Source organism: Plantactinospora endophytica (assembly GCF_016862915.1).
Lineage (GTDB): Bacteria > Actinomycetota > Actinomycetes > Mycobacteriales > Micromonosporaceae > Plantactinospora > Plantactinospora endophytica.
Window position 1 is genome coordinate 477,929 of the sequence record NZ_BONW01000021.1, and the last position, 17,712, is coordinate 495,640.

Genomic DNA, 17,712 nt, shown 5'->3' on the forward strand with positions numbered 1-17,712 from the left:
TCCGCCGACCGGCCACCGCGCACCCGGGTCAGGTCAGCGCTGACCGCCCAGGTACATCGCGTTGAACAACAGCTTGTACGTGCCGTGCGACTGGGCCCGGTGCTGCGGCTTGAAGCCGAGCATCACCACCTGACCCTGCCCCACCTTGGCCGTCACCACGGCGCCCTTGCCGCCGATGACGTCCTCGCCGAGCAGGAAGCCGCTCTTCAACAGGTTGTCGGTCGGCCAGCTGGCCGCCACCGTGACGCCCTTGGCGCCCTCGGTCACCTCGAACGCCGGGCCGTCCGCCACGAACGCCGAGGCGGTCGGGGCGAAGCCGGCCGCGACCGGGTCGGTGTTGTCGACGTTCAGGTTCAGCACCGAGCCGGGGATGTTCAGCTCGGTCTCCTCGACTCCGGCGGTGACGTCCTTGACCGGTACCCCGAACGCCTGGATCGGCAACTGGGCGGCCCGGTTCAGCGTGACGACGGTGCCGCCGGCCTCGACGAACGCCTTGAGGTTGGCGATGCCCGCGTCCGTCATGCCCCCGGTGTACGCGTCCGGCAGCGAGCCGGCCGCCCGACCGTTGCGCATCGAGTTGTAGGTGGCGTCGGGCAGCACGATGGTGTCGTACCTCGCCCGCAGGTCACCGGCCCGCACCTGCGCGTTGGTCAGCTTGGCGTACCCGAACCGGAACTGGTCCAGGATCAGTCGGGTCCAGCCCTCGTCGTAGTTGTTGAAGCCGTCGTACAGGCCGATCCGGGGCGCGGCGAGCGCCTTCGTACCGGCCGGCTTGGCGTCCACCGCCGCGACACTGAGGCCCAGCTCGGTGGCGAGCGCGGTGACCCGGTCCCCGGTGTCCCGACCGGCCTTCACCAGGAAGGTACCGGCCGGCAGCTTGCCGGTGCGGGTGGTCACCTCACCGGTGCTGCGGGAGACGCTCTCCCCTGCCGCCAGCAGCGCGTTCACCGCCGTGGCGCTGTCGTTGACCCGAGGGTCGAGCGCGTACGCGTGCTTCGGCGCTCCGGCCACCACCCCGGTCGGTACCTTCGGCCAGCCGACCTCGGTGGCGCTGACCCGGATGTTCCTGTCGAGCTTGTCGACGGTGACGCCCATCTGGAACGACAGCGTGTAGCCGGTGATGTCGTACGGCGGCTCCAGCGGGCCGCCCGGGTAGAGCCGCCGGTCCGGGTACACCTGCGGGTTCAGCAGGTCCAGCACCGCCGCCCGGTAGGGCTGCGCCTCCCGGACCAGGTAGCTGCCGGCCGGGTAGGTCCGGCTGCCGACCTTGAACGAGGCGAGCGCCTGCTCGACCCGGATGTTGTTCCAGCGCAGCTTGTCGACCAGCTTCGTCGCGGTCGGGAAGTCCGCCTGGTCGGCCGGGATCACGTAGGTGGTGCCGGCACCGTCGCGGGCACCGTCCCGGGCCATCTGGTACGCCCCGTAGAGCCAGCCCTCGCGGTCGTCGCTGGCCAGCCGGAGCATCGCCCAGGAGGCGGTCTTGATGTAGTCGCAGCTCTGCGACAGGTGCCACTCGCCACCCTGCCACGGGCTCGGGTAGAACACCGACGGCTTGCTGGTCGAGGTGCCGTCGGCGAACGTCGCCGGGAAGTCCTTCGGGTCGTACACCCTCGGGGTCGCCGAGGCGTGCGCGGTCTCGGTCAGGATGCCGACCTGGTTGTGGTAGTACGGCGCGGTCCGGGCGCCGCCGTTCCACCAGATGTCGTACGACTGCCGGGCCAGCGCGCCGCCCTTGTCCTCGCGCTCCAACCGCTGCCCCATCGCGTCGCCGACGAGGTTGACGCCCCGCACCACCTGCGGGTGGATGTTCGGGTTCAGCGGGTCCTCGAACGGCGGGATGCTGATCCGGGCCGGGAAGACCGCCGTCTGGTGCACGTTGTGCATCACCTGCGGCAGCCACTCGTGGAAGAGCTGCTTGCCGACGTTCTGGGTCTCCTGGAGGTTGAACATGTACCAGTCACGGTTGTTGTCGTGCCCGGCGTACTTCTGGTACAGCTCCGGGTAGCCGGCGTCCTGGTAGGGGCCGCCGAGGTTCTGCCGGTACCACTCGGCGACCCTGGTGCCGCCGTCCGGGTTGGTGTTCGGCACCAGCAGCGTGACGACGTTGTCCCGGATCGCCCGCGCCTCCGGCGTCTCACTCGTCACCAGGTCGTACGCGAACTGCGGCGCGGTCTGGTGCCCGGCGACCTCGGTGGAGTGGATGCCGAAGTCGACCCAGGCGACCGCCTTGCCGCTCTGCGACAGGCCCCGGGCCACCGACTCGGAGAGCCCGTCGCCCTGGGAGAGCCGCACCGAGGTCTGCCGGTACCGCTCCAGGTTCTCGGCCCGGAGGTTCTCCTCCGAGGAGACGATGGCCATCAACTGCGGCCGACCCTCGCTGGTCTTGCCGATTTCCACCAGCTTCATCCGGTTGCTGGCCTGGTCCAGTTTGCGGTAGTAGTCGGCGATCTGCTCGTAGGTGGCCAGCTTGTAGTCGGCGCACGGCACCCAGCCGAGCACCGACTGCGGCTTGGGTACCTTGGCGGCGGCGGTGGCCCCGCCCGCGGTCGCCGTACTGAGCAACGGCGTACCCAGCAGCGCCACCGCGATCGCGGTGGGCATGGCGATTCCGGAGAGTCTTCGGTTCACCAGCAAACCCCTTCATACGACGATGTACGACGGAAAAGGGTCCGGCAGGGGCGGCCGCGCCAACTCGGATGATGTTGATCTAACGCCTGCGCCCGCAGCTCACGGAACATCGAAACAGGGAAATTGAGCCAATCTTGAGTGTGCCGGAGATCGGCTCCGCTGTGTTCGGCCGCGTCGATGCGGGATGATTCGCACCAGCTGGTACGACAGACGAGGAGCGGCCGGCATGCGGATCCTGTTGGTCGAGGACGACGCCCGGGTGGCCGGTGCGATGGCCGCCGCCCTGTCCCGGCGCGGGTACGACGTCGAGCGGGCCGGTACCGCCGCCGCAGCCCTCGCCGCCGCCCCCTGCGACCTGGTGCTGCTCGACCTCACCCTGCCGGACGGCGACGGCGTGGAGGTCTGCCGGGCCCTGCGCCAGCGCAGCGCGCAGCTCGGCATCATCGCGGTCACCGCACGCGGCGAGGAACGCGACCGGGTGATCGGGCTGCGGATGGGCGCCGACGACTACGTGGTGAAGCCGTTCTCGATGGCCGAGTTGGAGGCCCGGATCGTCGCGGTGCTCCGCCGGGCCCGGGCCGGTGCGCCCCGCCCGGAGGTGATCGAGGTCGGCCCGATCTGGATCGACGTGGCCGCCCGGCTGGTCACCGTCGGCGGCGCCGGGGTCGCGCTCACCCGCAAGGAGTTCGACATCCTGGTCTCGCTGGCCCGGCAGCCGGGCGTCGTGGTGCCGCACGAGCGGATCGTCCTCGACGTCTGGCCGACCACCGGCGCCGCCCGGCACACCGTGGAGGTGCACGTCGGCTCGCTGCGCGGCAAGCTCGGCGACCCCGACCTGGTGCAGACCGTCCGTGGTGTCGGCTACCGGCTCCGGGCCGAGTGACCGGAGCCCTCCGTGCGCCGCCGCCTGGTCTTCAGCTACTCACTGCTCATGATCCTGGTCCTGCTCGCCCTGGAGACCCCGCTGGCGATCACCCTCGCCAACCGGGAGACCGAACGGATCCGGGCCGACCGGCTGGCCGACGCCAACCGGTTCGCCTCGCTCTCCGGCCCGGCGCTGCGTACCGGCGCGGTCAGTGCGATCAACGACGAGTTCCAGCGCTACCAGGACCTGTACGGGATCACCGCCGTCGTACTCGACCGGGAACGGCGTCAGGTGGCCGCGCCCACCGGCCCGCCGCTGGACTCCGAACTGACCGATCCGGCGATCTTCGGTGCGCTGGCCGGCCGGCAGTTGACCGTTCCGGAGGTGCTCTGGCCCTGGCAGGTCGGCCCGCTGGTGGTGGCCGTACCCGTCAACGACGGCGGTGAGGTGATCGGCGCCGTCGTCATCGTCTCGGCCACCGAGCGGGCCCGGCGTACCGTCACCGTCTGGTGGGCGGCGCTGGCCACCATCGGGCTGCTGGCCGTCTCCGCCGGGGTGATGACCGCGTTCCGGCTGGCCGGCTGGGTGCTGCGCCCGGTGACCGTACTGGACGTGGTGACCCACGACATCGCGGCCGGTGACGGCAAGGCCCGGGTGCCGACCCAGCAGGGTCCGCCGGAGCTGCGCCGGCTCGCCACCAGCTTCAACGAGATGGCCGACGCGGTCGCGGACGCGCTGGAACGGCAACGGGCCTTCGTCGCGCACGCCAGCCACCAGCTCCGCAACCCGCTGACCGCGCTCCGGCTGCGGGTCGAGGAACTCGGGCCGACCCTGACCGACGAGTACGGCCGCGAAGAGCACAAACTGGCACTGGAGGAGACCGACCGGCTGGCCCAGGTACTCGACGGGCTGCTCACCCTCGCCCGCACCGAGCGGGCCCAGCACACCATGGTGGTGGTGGACGCGGCGGCGATGGCCAGGTCCCGGGTGGCCGCCTGGCAACCGCTGGCCAACCACCGGGGCATCACCCTGCGCCTCGAACCGGTCACCGGCCCGGTGCACGCCCGAGCCGTCCGTACCGCCGTCGACCAGGTGCTGGACGCGCTTGTCGACAACGCGGTCAAGTTCAGCCATTCCGGCGGCCGGGTCACGGTCTCGGTGCACCGCGCCGACGACGGCGTGGTCGTCCGGGTCACCGACGACGGTCCGGGGATGACCGGCGCGCAGCTCGAATCCTCCACCGAACGCTTCTGGCGGGCCCCGGACACCCAGAACATCGACGGTGCCGGGCTCGGCCTGACCATCGTCGCGGTACTCGTCGACGCCTCCGGCGGGCGGCTCACCATGCGCCCCGCCGAGCCGACCGGCCTGACCGCCGACGTCTGGTTCCGCCCCGGCGAGCCGTGAGCCGGGCACCGTCAGCCGTGAGCTGTGAGCCGCCCCCGATACGCCTCTCGGTCAGGGCTTGTGCGTCTGGTAGTAGCGGGCGGCGCCCGGATGCAGGGCGAGTGGACTGGTGGTGATCGCCGACTGGACGTTGAGTCGGGCGGCGGCCGGATGGGCGCTGCTCAGCTCGTCCCGGCGCTGCATCAGCAACCGGGTCACGTCGTAGACGAGCTGCTCCGGCATGCTGGTGGCCACCACCAGGTAGTTCGGCACCGCCACGGTGGTCACCGGCGCCGTCCCGTACGCCGAGGCGGGGATGTCCCGCTGGACGTACACCTCGCGGTACGACTGGCGCAGCGGCTCGACCCACTGTCCCAGGTCGACGAAGCGGGCCCGGGTCTCGGCGGCGAAGTCCGCCACCGCCTTCACCGGCAGGCCGCCGGAGAAGAAGAACGCGTCGATCTGACCGGCCCGCAGCGCGGCCACCGAGTCGTCGATGCCGAGCCGGAGCGTCTCGGCCAGGTTGTCGCCGACCTTGGCCACGTCGAGCAGCCGCTCGGCGGTGATCGCGGTGCCGGAGCCCGGCGCGCCGATCGCCACCCGCTTGCCGCGCAGGTCGGTCAGTTGCCGGATCGGCTCCTGGGTCAGCGTGACCAGGTGCAGCAGGTCGTCGTAGACCCGCGCGACGGCACTGAGCCCGGTGCCCGGCCCCGGTTCGGCGGCCAGGATGTCGGCCTGGGTGAAGCCCAGCTCGGCCCGCCCGGTGGAGACCAGCGACACGTTCTCCGCCGAGGCGGCGGTGACCACCACGCTCGCCGTCACGTCCGGCAACTCCCGGTTGAGGATGCCGGCCAACGACTGACCGACGGCGTAGTAGACCGCGGTCGCACTGCCGGTCGCGATGCGCAGCCGGGTCGGCTCGGCCGACTCCGAGGTGCAGCCGGCGGTCGCCGGCAGCGCGATCGTCACCACGGCCAGCGCCACGGCGAGCGTGCCGAACCGCCGGCCGGGCAATCCCCGGCCGGTGCGTCGGTGCCACCGTGCCCCGCCCACCCCACCACCATCCCGGCGATGATCCACACTCAGCGCAAATTTTGCTCAAGCCTTCAACCGATGTCTACCGCCTGAGCGCGGTAACGGCCACCGTTGAAAGTAGTTGGTCGTCGCGAACACGGGGGGCGACAGAGATGGTCTGGAGCACCGGGGCGTACGCCCCCATTCGGCCGCCCCTGCGGCCGTCCGGCAGTACCAGCCTGCTGGACCGGGCCTCACTGGCGGACGCCTTCGAGGCGGCGTGCCTGATCCGGTGTACCCAGGTGGAGCGGATGCGGCAGCCGACCAGCATGGTTGCCGAGTTCAGCTCGGAGGCCGCCGCCACCCGCCTGGCGGACCTGCTGGTCCGGCTCGGCACCCCGGCCCGCTCGGAGCGGATCACCGCCGGTGTCCGCCGCCGGTACGAGCTGCACCGGCTGCACCTCACCGAGCCCGGCCAGCCCGCCGTGCTGTCGATGGGCTGGCGGCAGGGCCGGACCGCGCTGCTCGACCCGGCCGCCGTCGGCGCCTCCGCGCCCCGGAACGCCCGCCGGCAGGCGCTGGCCGCCGCCGCCTGGCGGGCCGCGCTGCTGGCCGCCGGCCGGCACGTCCGCACCACCATCCTCGGGGTACGCATCTGCGACACCGAACTCGCCGCCGTGCTGGTACGCAGTGCCCAACTGCTCGGCTCACCGGCCTCGGTCGCGCCGCGCTCGGGTTGCCTGCTGGTCACCGTGCCCGGCGGCCCCGACAAGGAGCGCATCCTGCGCCGCAGCGCCCATCCGGTGTCGCTGGCGAGCTGAACCCGGGCTGGCTCGCCGCCGCCGGCACCACCGCCACGCACATCCGGTCCTGAGTCGGCGGCGCGTCAGTCCGGCGGTAGCCAGTCGGCCGACCTCATGTCGACCCCGGCGCCGCGCAACGGGGCGCCCTCGGCGCGGAGCCGGGCACGGGCCTCGGACTCGTGTCCGGGCGGCAGCCGGCCCGCCGAGTTGACCACCCGATGCCAGGGGACGCCGCCACCGTGCCGCGCCATGATCGTGCCGACCAGTCGGGCCGACGCCCGGCCGGACCGGTCGGCCAGATAGTCGGCGATTCCGCCGTACGACATGACCCGGCCGGGCGGGATCCGCTCGACCAGTGCGAGCACCTCTTCGACGTACTCCTCGGGCGTCATGAGCTGCCACGATATGGGAGCGGCGGGCGTACCGGCGGGGCGGGCCGGGCGGCCGAGCAGAATGGGCGGGTGCGGGAAGCAGTTACCACAGCCCGGCGGATCGTGGTCAAGGTCGGCTCGTCCTCGCTGACCACCGCCGCCGGGGGCCTGGACGCGGTGCGGGTCGACGCGCTGGCCGACGTACTCGCCAACTGGCTGGCCGACGGTCCGGCCGGCGAGCCGGCGACGGAGCCCGGCCACCGACCGCCCGGGTCCGGCCGTAAGCGGGTCGGACCGGCGGACCGGCGGGAGTTGGTGCTGGTGTCGTCCGGGGCGATCGCCGCCGGCCTGGCGCCGCTCGGGCTGCCCCGCCGGCCCCGGGACCTGGCCACCCAGCAGGCGGCGGCGAGCGTCGGGCAGGGGCTGCTGATCGGCCGGTACTCGGCCGGCTTCGCCCGGCACGGCCGCACGGTCGGCCAGGTGCTGCTGACCCAGGACGACGTGACCCGGCGGGCGCACTACCGCAACGCCTACCGCACCCTGCGCAAACTGCTCGACCTCGGCGCGGTGCCGATCGTCAACGAGAACGACACGGTGGCCACCGACGAGATCCGGTTCGGTGACAACGACCGGCTGGGCGCGCTGGTGGCCGCGCTGGTCCACGCCGACCTGCTGATCCTGCTCTCGGACGTGGACGCCCTCTACACCGGTGATCCGGCCCGGCCCGGCACGGTGCGGATCGAGGAGGTACGCGACGAGCAGGACCTCGCCGACGTGACGATCGGCCGGGCCGGTCGGGCCGGGGTCGGCACCGGCGGCATGGTCACCAAGGTCGAGGCCGCCCGGATCGCCACCGGATTCGGCATCCCGGTGGTGCTGACCGCCACGCCGCTGGCCCCGGAGGCGCTGGCCGGCGCACCGGTCGGCACCTTCTTCCACCGGGTACGTCAACGCCCGACGGCCCGGCTCTTCTGGCTGGCCCACGCCACCTCGCCCCGGGGGCGGCTGCACCTGGACCCGGGTGCGGTGCAGGCGGTGGTGGCCCGGCGCAAGTCCCTGCTGCCGGCCGGGATCACGGCGGTGGACGGCACGTTCACCGCCGGTGACCCGGTGGACCTGGTGGACGACGCGGGGTCGGCGGTCGCCCGTGGGCTGGTCAACTACGACGCGGTCGAGCTGCCCGGCCTGCTCGGCCGCTCCACCTCGGAACTCGCCGCCGCCCTCGGCCCCGGGTACGAGCGCGAGGTCGTGCACCGCGACGACCTGGTGCTGCTGGTCTGACCGTGGGGCCGGCCTGCTGGTATGACCGTAGGGCCGGCCTGCTGGTCTGACCGTAGGGCCGCCCGGTCCCGCTGGCGGGGCCGGCGGGACCGGCCTGGTCGCGGCACTGTAGAGCTGGGTGCACAGCCGGGGCACGGTCAGGCGGTGGCGCGTTCGGCGGCGCCGATCCGGGGGAAGGGTTCGGTGGAGAAGACCACCTCCACCGACACCTCGAAATATCGTGCGATCCGCAGCGCCAGGTGCAGGCTCGGGTTGTATTCGCCCCGTTCCAGGTAACCGACCGTCTGGTAGTGCACGCCGAGCGCGTCGGCGAGGTCCCGCCGGGAGATCCCGCGCTCCGCCCGCAGCACCGCGATGCGGTTGTAGATGGCCTCGCTCATCAGTTGATCCTCTGCATCGCCTTCTCCTTCCGAGCGGCGACGCTCGAACCGGACTCCCGCCGCGCCATCCGGCGCAACACGATCGGCGCCACCACCAGGCCCAGCACGGCCCAGCCGGCGAGCATGCCGAACGTCTCCATGTGCCGCCAGGAGCCGCCGATCTCCACCGCCGCCACCTCGGGCGGGAGCAGCGCCGAACGCGTCCCCAGGCCGAGCCAGTAGACCGGGAACGCCTGGCCGATCCACTGCAACCAGACCGGGTAGTTGGTGATCGGATAGAAGATCCCGGAGGTCGCGACGAGGCCCATGATAGGCAGCATGATGACGCCGACGTTGCGGGGGTTGGCGAAGAGCGAGCCGAAGATCGCACCGAGTGGCAGGCAGGCGACCAGCCCAAGCGCGAGTACCCAGAGCAGGGTCAGCCAGGAGCCGGCGCCGCGCAGTTCCACACCGTCCACAAGGAACACTCCGGGCACCACCAGCAGGACGAAACTGACCAACTGCATCCCGGAGACCTGCACCACCTTGCCCACCAGGTAGCCGAGCATCCCGTTCGGGATCGCCTTGGCCCGCAGCAGGGTGCCGTCCTCGCGTTCGACGGTGAGCGCCATCATCATCGTCACCAGCGCCCCGAACGCCAGGCCGCCGCCGAGCACGCTGGGCAGGGTACGGGCGCCGAGCGAGAAGTTCGTGCCGGGCACCGTGGCGTCGCGCATGAAGAACATGACGACCAGGAAGGCGAGGTTGGGGAAGAAGTAGTTCCACAGGTCCTGCGGGCTGCGCAGGGTGTGCCGAACCTCGATCCCACCGCGCAGTACGCCGGCCCGCAGCGCCGTCACCGTCGGGTTCACCGGGTCGCCTCCTCGAACTCACGCAGGGCGGCGATGCTCCGCCCGGACTCGAACTCCCGGACCAGCGCCATGTAGGTGTCCTCCAGGCTGGCCCGGCGCACCTCCAGGTCGGCGATGCCGTCGCCGTACTGCTGGAACAACTCCCGGACGAACGTGGTGGCATCGGTGGTGGCGTGCACGAACCGCTGGCCGTCCCGGCTCCACTTGACCTCGGCCTCCGAGGACATCCGCCGGGAGAGCTGGTCGGCCGAGCCGTCGGCGATGATCGAGCCGCCGGCCAGGATCAGGATCCGGTCGGCCAGCTTCTCGGCCTCGTCCAGGTCGTGCGTGGTCAGCAGGATCGTGGTCTGTTCGAGGTCGGTGAGCCGGTGCACCAGGTCGTGGAACTCGCGCCGGGCCTCCGGGTCGAATCCGGCGGTGGGCTCGTCGAGGAAGAGCAGCTCGGGCCGGCCGACGATGCCGATCGCCACGTCCAGCCGCCGCCGCTGGCCGCCGGATAGCTGGCCGACCCGCTTGCCGGCGTGCGGGTTCAGCCCGACGGCGTCGATCAGGTCGTCCACGTCCCACGGCCGCCGGACCTGGTCGGTCGAGTAGGGCCGGTAGTAGGCGCCGAGGTGGGCGAGGAGTTCGCGTACCCGCCACTTGGCGTGGTCGCGCCAGGACTGGAGCACCACGCCCAGCCGGGCCCGCCACCGCTCGTCGCCGTGCGCCGGGTCGATCCCGAGCACGGTGACCTCGCCGGCCGACCGCATCCGGAAGCCTTCGAGGATCTCGATGGTGGTCGTCTTGCCGGCGCCGTTCGGGCCGAGCAGCGCCAGCACCTCGCCGGGTCGGGCCGTGAACGTGACGCCGGTCAGGACGTCGGTGCTGCCGTAGCGCATCCGCAGATCACGGACGTCCAGCACGGGCTGGTCGACCGGTGCCCCGGCGGGCTCGGAGGTCCGGCCCGGGGTCTCGGCGATGGTCATAGATCTACACCCCCTCGTCTAATCACTACGCGAGGGGATAGTACATCTACTACACAAGGAAGCACGAGTGCATTCTGAGCCGACGACTGCTCCCGGAGCCGACGACTGCTCCCGGACTCGATGACTGCTCCCGGGAACGACGACGCGGGGCAGCTCCGGAACGGAACTGCCCCGCGTCGCGGGTGCCGGGCCGGGCCCGGCGGGAAGTCGGATCAGTAGGCAGGCAGCGACGGGTCGATCTGCTTGATCCAGGAGAGCACCCCACCCTGGACGTGCACCGCGTCGCGGAACCCGGCGGCCTTCACCGCCGCCAGCGCCTCGGCGGAACGTACGCCGGACTTGCAGTGCAGCACGATCTGCCTGTCCTGCGGCAGCGAGGCCAGCGCCGCGCCGGAGAGGATGTCGCCCTTCGGGATCAGCGTCGCCCCCGGGATGCGGACGATCTCGTACTCCGCCGGCTCCCGCACGTCGACCAGGAAGATGTCCTTGCCGGCGTCCTGCCACTCCTTCAGCTCGCGGGCCGTGATGGTGGCGTCGAGGGTAGCCTCCTCCGCCTCCGGCGAGACCGCGCCGCAGAAGTCCTCGTAGTCCTCCAGCAGCGCGGTGACCGTCGGGTTCTCCCCGCAGAGCGCGCAGTTCGGGTCCTTGCGGACCTTGATCTTCCGGTACGACATCTCCAGTGCGTCGTACACCGTCAGCCGGCCGACCAGCGGCTCGCCGATCCCGGTGAGCAGCTTGATCGCCTCCGTCACCTGGATCGAGCCGATCGACGCGCAGAGCACCCCGAGCACCCCGCCCTCGGCGCAGGACGGCACCATGCCGGGCGGCGGCGGCTCCGGGTAGAGGCAGCGGTAGCAGGGACCGTGCTCGGCCCAGAACACCGACGCCTGCCCGTCGAACCGGTAGATCGACCCCCAGACGTACGGCTTGCCGAGCAGCACCGCCGCGTCGTTGACCATGTAGCGGGTGGCGAAGTTATCCGTACCGTCGACGATCAGGTCGTACTGGCCGAAGATCTCCAGCACGTTGTCCCGGTCCAGCGCGGTGTTGTGGATCTCCACCTGCACCAGCGGGTTGATCTCCCGGATGCTCGCCGCCGCCGACTCCGCCTTGGGCCGGCCGACGTCCGACTGGCCGTGGATGATCTGCCGCTGGAGGTTGGACTCGTCGACGGTGTCGAAGTCGATGATGCCGAGCGTGCCGACCCCGGCCGCGGCCAGGTACATCAGCGCGGGCGAGCCGAGGCCACCGGCGCCGACACAGAGCACCCGGGCGTTCTTCAGCCGCTTCTGCCCCTCGACCCCGACGTCCGGGATGATCAGGTGGCGCGAGTAGCGGCGGATCTCGTCAACGGTCAGCTCGGCGGCGGGCTCGACGAGCGGGGGCAGCGACACGGTGGACTCCCCGGTTCGGATCCTCGCTCAGCCGGCGGCTGAGCGCATCGACAGTGGCATGTCCGGCCATTGTTCCTCGCCTGACCACGAATAGACCATGAGCTGAAACACCTGCCCGAAATCCGGGAGCGGGGAATAACCGGACCGGCCGGAGCCTGCGCCGACGTCCAGCCCCACCACCACCGTTCGGGCCGGTCACGGGATCGGCGGACCGACGTACCGCTGACCGTCGACGTACGGCCAGCCGTTCGGTGCGCAGCCGCGCAGCCCGTACGTCTGCTGGAGCATCACCGGGGCCGGTGCGCCGGGCCGGGGGCAACCCTGGTGCTCCTCGCCCAACTCGTGCCCGAGCTCGTGGTTGAGCGCGAACGCCTGGTAGACCTCCAGCGACGCGCCGTAGTCGGGCACCCCGCTCAGCCAGCGGGCGACGTTGAGCACCACCTGACCCGGCAACCGGCAGGAGCCGTACCGCTCGGTGTGCAGGCCGGCGGTGGCGCACATCTTCTCCGACGTCCCCGGCGTGGCCAGGAAGACCGTGAACTGGGCCGTCGTCGCCTTGCCGACCCGCTGCAACCGGAGCTTGCGGGACGCCGTCCAGCCCCGGGGGTCGCCGAGCACCGCGTCCACCTCGGCGGCGAAGGTGGGCGTCTCCTGCCCCATGCCCTGCTCCACCGCGACGTGGTAGCGGCGTACCGTGCCGGCCGCGCCGAGCATCCGGCCGGCGGCGGCGTACCCGAAGGTGCCCGGACCGGTGGTCGGATATCTGGCGCCCGGGTCGGTCGTCGGACCGCTCCGCCCGGCCCCGGTGCTGGCCGCGCCGGCCACCACGCCGCCCCGGCCGGCCGCCGCCACACCCGGCCCGGCCCCGCCCGGCCGGGTGTGCACCAACCCGACCGTGAGCAGGCCGGCCGCGACCGACAGCAGCGCGAGTGCGACGGTACGCCGACGTCGTCGCCGGGCCTGCGCGGCGGCGATCCGCGCCCGTTCGAGCCGGCCGCCGGGGCGGGTGGGAAAACGGCCGTGGTCGGGAGGGTTTGCCGGATTCGTCATGGCCGGCTCAGCCTGCCATGCCGACGTTCCAGAATCCAGGCCCGCTTACGCCGGACCTGTACCAGTTTTTCGACCTACCGCGACGGGCCCGGTTTTCGACCTACAGTGACGGGCCGGCGTACCGCTCGCCGTCCAGGTACGGCCACGGGTTCGCCACGCAGCCCTTGAGGAACAGCGTCTGCTGCATCATCACCGGGGCGGGCCGGCCGTCCCGGGGACACCGTTCGTGGCCGTGTCCCAACTCGTGCCCGACCTCGTGGTTGACGACGTACGTCCGGTACCGGTCCAGCGGCACCTTGGCGGAGACGTAGTGCGGCACGGACTGCATCCAGCGGTCCAGGTTGATGATCACCCGTCCGGTACCCCGGCACGAGGTGTACGGCTTGCCGCCGACCCGGATGTCCACTCCGGACGCCGCACACATCTCCCGGGCCGTACCGGCGGTGACCAGGTACACCGTGAAGTCGTGACCGGACTTGTCCGGTACCCGCTGCAACCGCAGCCGCCCGCTGCCGATCCAACTGCGCGGGTCGGCCAGCGCGGCGTCCACCTTCGTGGCGAACTCCTGCATGTGCTCGTCGACGTTGCGCTCCACCGCCACCCGGTACCGGCGCAGCGTCCCGGCCCGGCCCAGCACCTCGCCCCGCCCGGTCGCGTACGTGAAACTGCCCGGCCCGGTCGCCGGCACCCGGTCGGTGAGCCGCAGCACCGGCGCCGGTGGCCGGCTCGGCGTGGCCGACGGGGTGGGCGTGGGCGTCACCTCGGCGGCCGGCGTCGTCGGCGCCACCGGCTGGGCGGCGGCCTCCGGCTGCTCCATCGCCAACCGGTTGGCCGGCGGCACCAGGATGCCGACCACCCCGACCGCGCCGGCCACGGCCAACAGGACCACGGCCAGGACCCGGCCCCGCCGGAACCGTCGGGCCCGGCGCCGCTGCGGCCGTTCGGGGGTCGCGGGCGCGGACCCGCTCGTCGGGGTCGGGCCACGCTCACTGATCCACACGCCTTATTAGTACGCCTGACCCGCCAGGTTGGTTGCACCGGTAATTTCGTGTCCTGCCCGGGAGAGCGGTGCCGCCACCCACCTGTGGGCGAGGTCACGCCACGGTGCACGGCGCGTCACCTACCGCCCGGCGCATGCCCCCTCCCGGTGGGCCGGTTCGTGCCGACGACCGGTCAGCGGTGCGTGTCGCCGACCGGTGGGCGGTGCGGGGGCCCCGCCGGTCAGCGGCGTGGGGTCGCCGGTCGGTGGGCGGTGCGTGGCGCCCGTGCCGGTGGGCGGTGGCGCTCAGTGGTGGGCGGCCGGCAGCGGACTGGTCTCGTCCAGCAGGGCCAGCGTCGCCCGGGCGACCGTCCGGGGCACCTCCATCTGCGCGACGTGCCCGACGCCGCCCAGCAGGAGCAGCCGGCTGTCCGGCACCAGCCGGGCCACCTGGGCCGGTACCCGGACGTCGACCAGCCGGTCCTGCCCGCCGCCGATCACCAGCGTCGGTGCGGTGATCAGGCTGGCGATCCGCCACAGCGAGCCGGCACCCGGCAGGTACGCCCGGACGAAACTGCCGACCAGGCCGCGCAGCGTACGCAGGTAGGCCGCTGCGTAGTGCTCGGCGGTGTACCGGATCCGGATCTCCTCCACCGCCTCCTGCCGGCGCTGGTCGCAGATCCGGGCGGTGTCCGCCACACACGCCTCCAACACCTGCTGGGCCATCTCCTCCGGCGGCAGGTTGGTCAGCCAGCGGGAGGCGAACCGCTCCGCCCGGGGCACCGCCAGCAGCGGGAGTACCCGCCCCTGGAGCGACCGGCGCGGGTCCAGGAACGGCATCGCCGGGGAGACGAGGGTGAGCGTACGGACCAGGTCGGGGCGGAGGCCGGCGACCCGTACCGAGACCGCGCCGCCGAGGGAGTTGCCGAACAGGTGCACCGGGCCCCGGCCGGAGTGTTCGATGTACCGGACGACCCGGTCGGCGAAGGCCGGGATCGTGTACTTCCGCCCGGGGTCGCTCCGCCCGAAGCCGGGCAGGTCGATGGCGTGCCCGTCGAGCCGGTCGGCGAGCAGGCCGGCGAGGTCCGTCCAGTTCTGCGCCGAACCGCCGAGCCCGTGCACGTAGAGCGCCGGTTCGGCGTCCGACCGGGTGGCCGGGGTCTCCCGGACGTGGGTGATCGAGCCGTCGATCCGTACGTCCCGGCCGGGCCAGGGCGGCGGCACCTCGTCCCGGGCGATCGACTCGTCCGCCGCCAACAGCGCACGCTTCATCAGTCAAGTGTGCCGGCCGTACGAAGATCACACTCCCGAGCCGGTGCAGACCGGGGCGACCACGGGCCGGGGCGAGGGCATCACCTGGATGCCTCCGCCCCGGTTCGTTCCGTTTGCACCGCCGATCGGCGTACTCCGCCGGGCGCGCTAGGTGAGCAACGCCTCAAGCCGGCGGTTGACCGCCGCCAGGGTGGCCCGGACCACCGCCTGGCGCGGGTCGCCGGAGACCAGCGCCGAGCCGGCGAGCTGCTCGACCCAGCCGTCGCAGACCAGCAGCACCACCACGGTGGCCACCTCGCAACTGCCGAACGGCACCACCGCCGCGTGCTCGACGAAGCACCGGCCCCGCTCGGTGACCCGGGTGGAGGCGCTGAGCAGCTCGTCGATGGCCGCGGCCGCCGCCACGGCACAGAGCCGCAGCACGTACCCGTCGACGGCGGGACCGGTGGCCAGCCCGGCCGCCGGATGCTTGCCGGCGGCCAGCCGTACCTCGACGGTGGCGTCCAGGCCGAACGTGCTCACCTGCACGTGGTCGATGATCACCCGAGGGCCGGGTGGTGCGCCCGGGTTCAGCGGCCGGGACGGCGCGGTCTCGGTGGTGGTCACCGGGCTGCCGGAGTAGGAACTGCCGGCGGTAGTCGGACTCGTGCCGACCGGCGACCCGCTCCGACCGCCCTCCCCGCTCGGCGCCGACGGCTGCTCGCCGACGGTTGCCCGACCCCGGTGGCCCGGCGCCTGGTGCCGCCGACGCGGCTCCTCGGTCGCCGGCTCGGGGTGCGGCTCCGGCTCGGCGGCCGGCGGAGCGTGCCGGGGCTGTGCCGGCGCGGGCCGGGCGGGCGCCGCGGCGCCGACGAACCCGGGCGGCGGCGGCGCGAGTGGCGGGGTGGGCAGGTTCTGTGGGGCGGCGGCCAGCCCCATCCGCTCCTGGAGCAGCCGCGCCACGTGCCGACTCACGTCGGCGGGATCCGCCCCGTCGGCGAGATCCAGGCGCAGGCTGTGCGCCCCGGCCGGGGTGGTACGCAGCGATGCGTCGCGTACCCCGGCGACTCCCCGGACCGCGTCCAGGATCGCGTTGACGTCGAAGCCGTCCGGTCGCTCGCGCAGCTGTGCCGCTCCGTCCTCCCGACGCAGATGGGTGGCGATCCGGGCCAGTTCGGGCGTTTCGGCGGGCGGCTCCACGGCGGGTGGCTCCGGCACCGTGGGCACGTCTGGCTCGGCGGGGACGCGTTGCGGCAACACGTCAGCCGGTTCGCCCGGCCGGGCGGCGGGCGCGGGCTCCGCCGGGACCGACTCCGGGTACCGGTACGGCGAGGTGGGGTAGCTCGGCCCGGTCGGCAGCGCCAGCGCTTCCCGGCGGTACGGATATCCGGGCGCCTGCCCCGCCGGCGGATAGCCCACCGGCTCGGCGCCCGGTGCCGGGCCGACGGGCCCGGACGGATAGCCGGACGGCTCGGGGCCGGAGGGCGGCCCGGACAGGTGCCCGCCGGACTCCGCGCCCGGCGGCGGCCCGGCCGGACGACCCGGCGGCTCCGCACCCGGCGCCGGGCCGGCCGGGCCGGACAGGTAGCCGGGCGGCTCCGCAGCGGCCGGACCCGACAAGCCACCGCTCTGACCGGACAGGTAACCGGGCTGTTCAGGAACGGCCGGACCGGACAAGCCAGCGCTCGGACCGGACAGGTAACCGGGCTGTTCCGGAACGGCTGGGCCGGACATGCCAGCGCCGGGGGGACCGGAGAGGTATCCAGGCGGCTCCGGAGCAGCCGGCCCGGACGGACCGGGCAGTCCGAGAGACGGGCCGGACAGCCCGCCGGGACCCGGCAGGTAGCCGGGTGCGTCCGGCCCCTGCGCGGCCGGTCCGGGGTAGCCGGTCGGGTCGTTCGCCGCCCGCCGGCCGGTACTCTCCGGAGCCGTCGGGGCACTCCGGGCAGCCGCCGGATTCGCGGGATAGCCGCCGCCGGTCGGTGCCTGGGCGTGCCCCTCCCGGGTGATCGGCCCGGGCGGCGACTCGGCCGCCCGATGCCCCGACTGGTCGGCCCAGCTCGGTGACCAGTGCTGCTCGCGCCCGCCGGGCTCCGCCTCCCGGGCCGGCTCGGCCTGCGCGGCTGCCTCGGCTACCTGCTGGCCCTCGACGTGCCGGACGCCGTCCTGTTCCGGGGACGGGCCGGCCGGGCTGGCCGCCCACGACGGTGCCCAGCCGGACGACCAGTTCGTCGGCTCCTGGCTCCGGACGTCGGCCCCGGCCTGCGCCGGGCTCCGGTCGTCCGGCTCCGCCGGATGCCAGCCCGGTCCCGCCGGGCCGACCGGCTCCGGAGCGGGTGGCTGGGCCGGGGGACGGTCCGGTTGCCGGGGTACGGCGGGCATCAGCGCGGTCATCTCGGTGACCGGCGGATGGTCGTAGTCGGCCGGCGACCGGAAACTCCGGCCCGGCTCGAAGTCAGCCGCCACGAGATGCTCCGGCGGCGCGGCGCCC

At 73.0% G+C, this 17,712-nt stretch carries 14 protein-coding genes and 1 pseudogene; 4 read left to right on the top strand and 11 right to left on the bottom strand.

Going from position 1 to position 17,712, the window contains the following annotated elements:
* Nucleotides 1-33: 33 nt before the first annotated feature.
* Nucleotides 34-2,628 carry a M14 family metallopeptidase gene (locus Pen02_RS23200; protein ID WP_203868161.1) on the bottom strand — a complete coding sequence of 865 codons (2,595 nt, stop codon included), beginning with the start codon at nt 2,626-2,628 and terminating at the stop codon, nt 34-36.
* A gap of 226 nt (nt 2,629-2,854) precedes the next feature.
* Between Pen02_RS23200 and Pen02_RS23205 the strand changes: the two genes are divergently transcribed.
* Nucleotides 2,855-3,511 carry a response regulator transcription factor gene (locus Pen02_RS23205; RefSeq protein ID WP_203868162.1) on the top strand — a complete coding sequence of 219 codons (657 nt, stop codon included), beginning with the start codon at nt 2,855-2,857 and terminating at the stop codon, nt 3,509-3,511.
* Between the two features lie 12 nt (nt 3,512-3,523).
* Nucleotides 3,524-4,900 carry a sensor histidine kinase gene (locus Pen02_RS23210; protein WP_203868163.1) on the top strand — a complete coding sequence of 459 codons (1,377 nt, stop codon included), beginning with the start codon at nt 3,524-3,526 and terminating at the stop codon, nt 4,898-4,900.
* A gap of 51 nt (nt 4,901-4,951) precedes the next feature.
* Here the strand turns inward: Pen02_RS23210 and Pen02_RS23215 are convergent, their stop codons facing one another.
* The gene (locus Pen02_RS23215; RefSeq protein ID WP_239141108.1) at nt 4,952-5,932 is read right to left on the bottom strand and encodes a TAXI family TRAP transporter solute-binding subunit; all 981 of its coding nucleotides are present in this window, start codon (nt 5,930-5,932) and stop codon (nt 4,952-4,954) included.
* Nucleotides 5,933-6,066: 134 nt separating this feature from the next.
* On the opposite strand from Pen02_RS23215, the gene Pen02_RS23220 reads away from it, so the two are divergent.
* Nucleotides 6,067-6,714 (top strand): hypothetical protein, encoded by a 648-nt coding sequence (locus Pen02_RS23220; protein WP_239141109.1) that lies wholly within the window; start codon nt 6,067-6,069, stop codon nt 6,712-6,714.
* 65 nt (nt 6,715-6,779) lie between these two features.
* Here the strand turns inward: Pen02_RS23220 and Pen02_RS23225 are convergent, their stop codons facing one another.
* Nucleotides 6,780-7,088, bottom strand: a complete 309-nt coding sequence (locus Pen02_RS23225; protein ID WP_203868164.1) for an MGMT family protein — start codon at nt 7,086-7,088, stop codon at nt 6,780-6,782.
* A gap of 69 nt (nt 7,089-7,157) precedes the next feature.
* Between Pen02_RS23225 and proB the strand changes: the two genes are divergently transcribed.
* Nucleotides 7,158-8,348, top strand: coding sequence for a glutamate 5-kinase (proB, locus tag Pen02_RS23230; protein ID WP_203868165.1), 1,191 nt, complete (start codon nt 7,158-7,160; stop codon nt 8,346-8,348).
* A 137-nt stretch (nt 8,349-8,485) separates the two neighbouring features.
* Here proB and Pen02_RS23235 read toward each other — a convergent pair whose 3' ends face one another.
* The 8 genes and pseudogenes from Pen02_RS23235 to Pen02_RS43225 all read right to left on the bottom strand — a co-directional run.
* Nucleotides 8,486-8,728, bottom strand: coding sequence for a helix-turn-helix transcriptional regulator (locus tag Pen02_RS23235; protein WP_203868166.1), 243 nt, complete (start codon nt 8,726-8,728; stop codon nt 8,486-8,488).
* Nucleotides 8,728-9,579, bottom strand: coding sequence for an ABC transporter permease (locus tag Pen02_RS23240; RefSeq protein WP_203868167.1), 852 nt, complete (start codon nt 9,577-9,579; stop codon nt 8,728-8,730). The genes Pen02_RS23235 and Pen02_RS23240 overlap by 1 nt, the downstream gene beginning before the upstream one ends.
* A complete protein-coding gene (locus tag Pen02_RS23245; protein WP_372445646.1) occupies nt 9,576-10,547 on the bottom strand; it encodes an ABC transporter ATP-binding protein in 972 nt (323 codons plus the stop codon). The genes Pen02_RS23240 and Pen02_RS23245 overlap by 4 nt, the downstream gene beginning before the upstream one ends.
* 212 nt (nt 10,548-10,759) lie before the next feature.
* Nucleotides 10,760-11,962, bottom strand: a complete 1,203-nt coding sequence (gene moeZ, locus Pen02_RS23250) for an adenylyltransferase/sulfurtransferase MoeZ (RefSeq protein WP_203868275.1) — start codon at nt 11,960-11,962, stop codon at nt 10,760-10,762.
* A gap of 174 nt (nt 11,963-12,136) precedes the next feature.
* Nucleotides 12,137-12,991, bottom strand: a complete 855-nt coding sequence (locus Pen02_RS23255) for a DUF3152 domain-containing protein (RefSeq protein ID WP_203868168.1) — start codon at nt 12,989-12,991, stop codon at nt 12,137-12,139.
* Nucleotides 12,992-13,091: 100 nt separating this feature from the next.
* On the bottom strand, nt 13,092-13,991 hold the full coding sequence (locus tag Pen02_RS23260; RefSeq protein WP_239141113.1) for a DUF3152 domain-containing protein: 900 nt from the start codon (nt 13,989-13,991) through the stop codon (nt 13,092-13,094).
* A 285-nt stretch (nt 13,992-14,276) separates the two neighbouring features.
* Nucleotides 14,277-15,242, bottom strand: coding sequence for an alpha/beta fold hydrolase (locus Pen02_RS23265; RefSeq protein WP_203868169.1), 966 nt, complete (start codon nt 15,240-15,242; stop codon nt 14,277-14,279).
* A gap of 147 nt (nt 15,243-15,389) precedes the next feature.
* Nucleotides 15,390-16,688 (bottom strand): annotated as a pseudogene (locus tag Pen02_RS43225) (hypothetical protein); the annotation flags it as partial.
* Between the last annotated feature and the right edge of the window lie 1,024 nt (nt 16,689-17,712).

Coding starts and splice junctions, on each gene's coding strand:
- Pen02_RS23205 (WP_203868162.1), top strand. CDS start 2,855: ATGCGGATCCTGTTGGTCGAGGACGACGCCCGGGTGGCCGGTGCGATG.
- Pen02_RS23265 (WP_203868169.1), bottom strand. CDS start 15,242: ATGAAGCGTGCGCTGTTGGCGGCGGACGAGTCGATCGCCCGGGACGAG.
- Pen02_RS23235 (WP_203868166.1), bottom strand. CDS start 8,728: ATGAGCGAGGCCATCTACAACCGCATCGCGGTGCTGCGGGCGGAGCGC.
- Pen02_RS23245 (WP_372445646.1), bottom strand. CDS start 10,547: ATGACCATCGCCGAGACCCCGGGCCGGACCTCCGAGCCCGCCGGGGCA.
- Pen02_RS23225 (WP_203868164.1), bottom strand. CDS start 7,088: ATGACGCCCGAGGAGTACGTCGAAGAGGTGCTCGCACTGGTCGAGCGG.
- Pen02_RS23255 (WP_203868168.1), bottom strand. CDS start 12,991: ATGACGAATCCGGCAAACCCTCCCGACCACGGCCGTTTTCCCACCCGC.
- Pen02_RS23220 (WP_239141109.1), top strand. CDS start 6,067: ATGGTCTGGAGCACCGGGGCGTACGCCCCCATTCGGCCGCCCCTGCGG.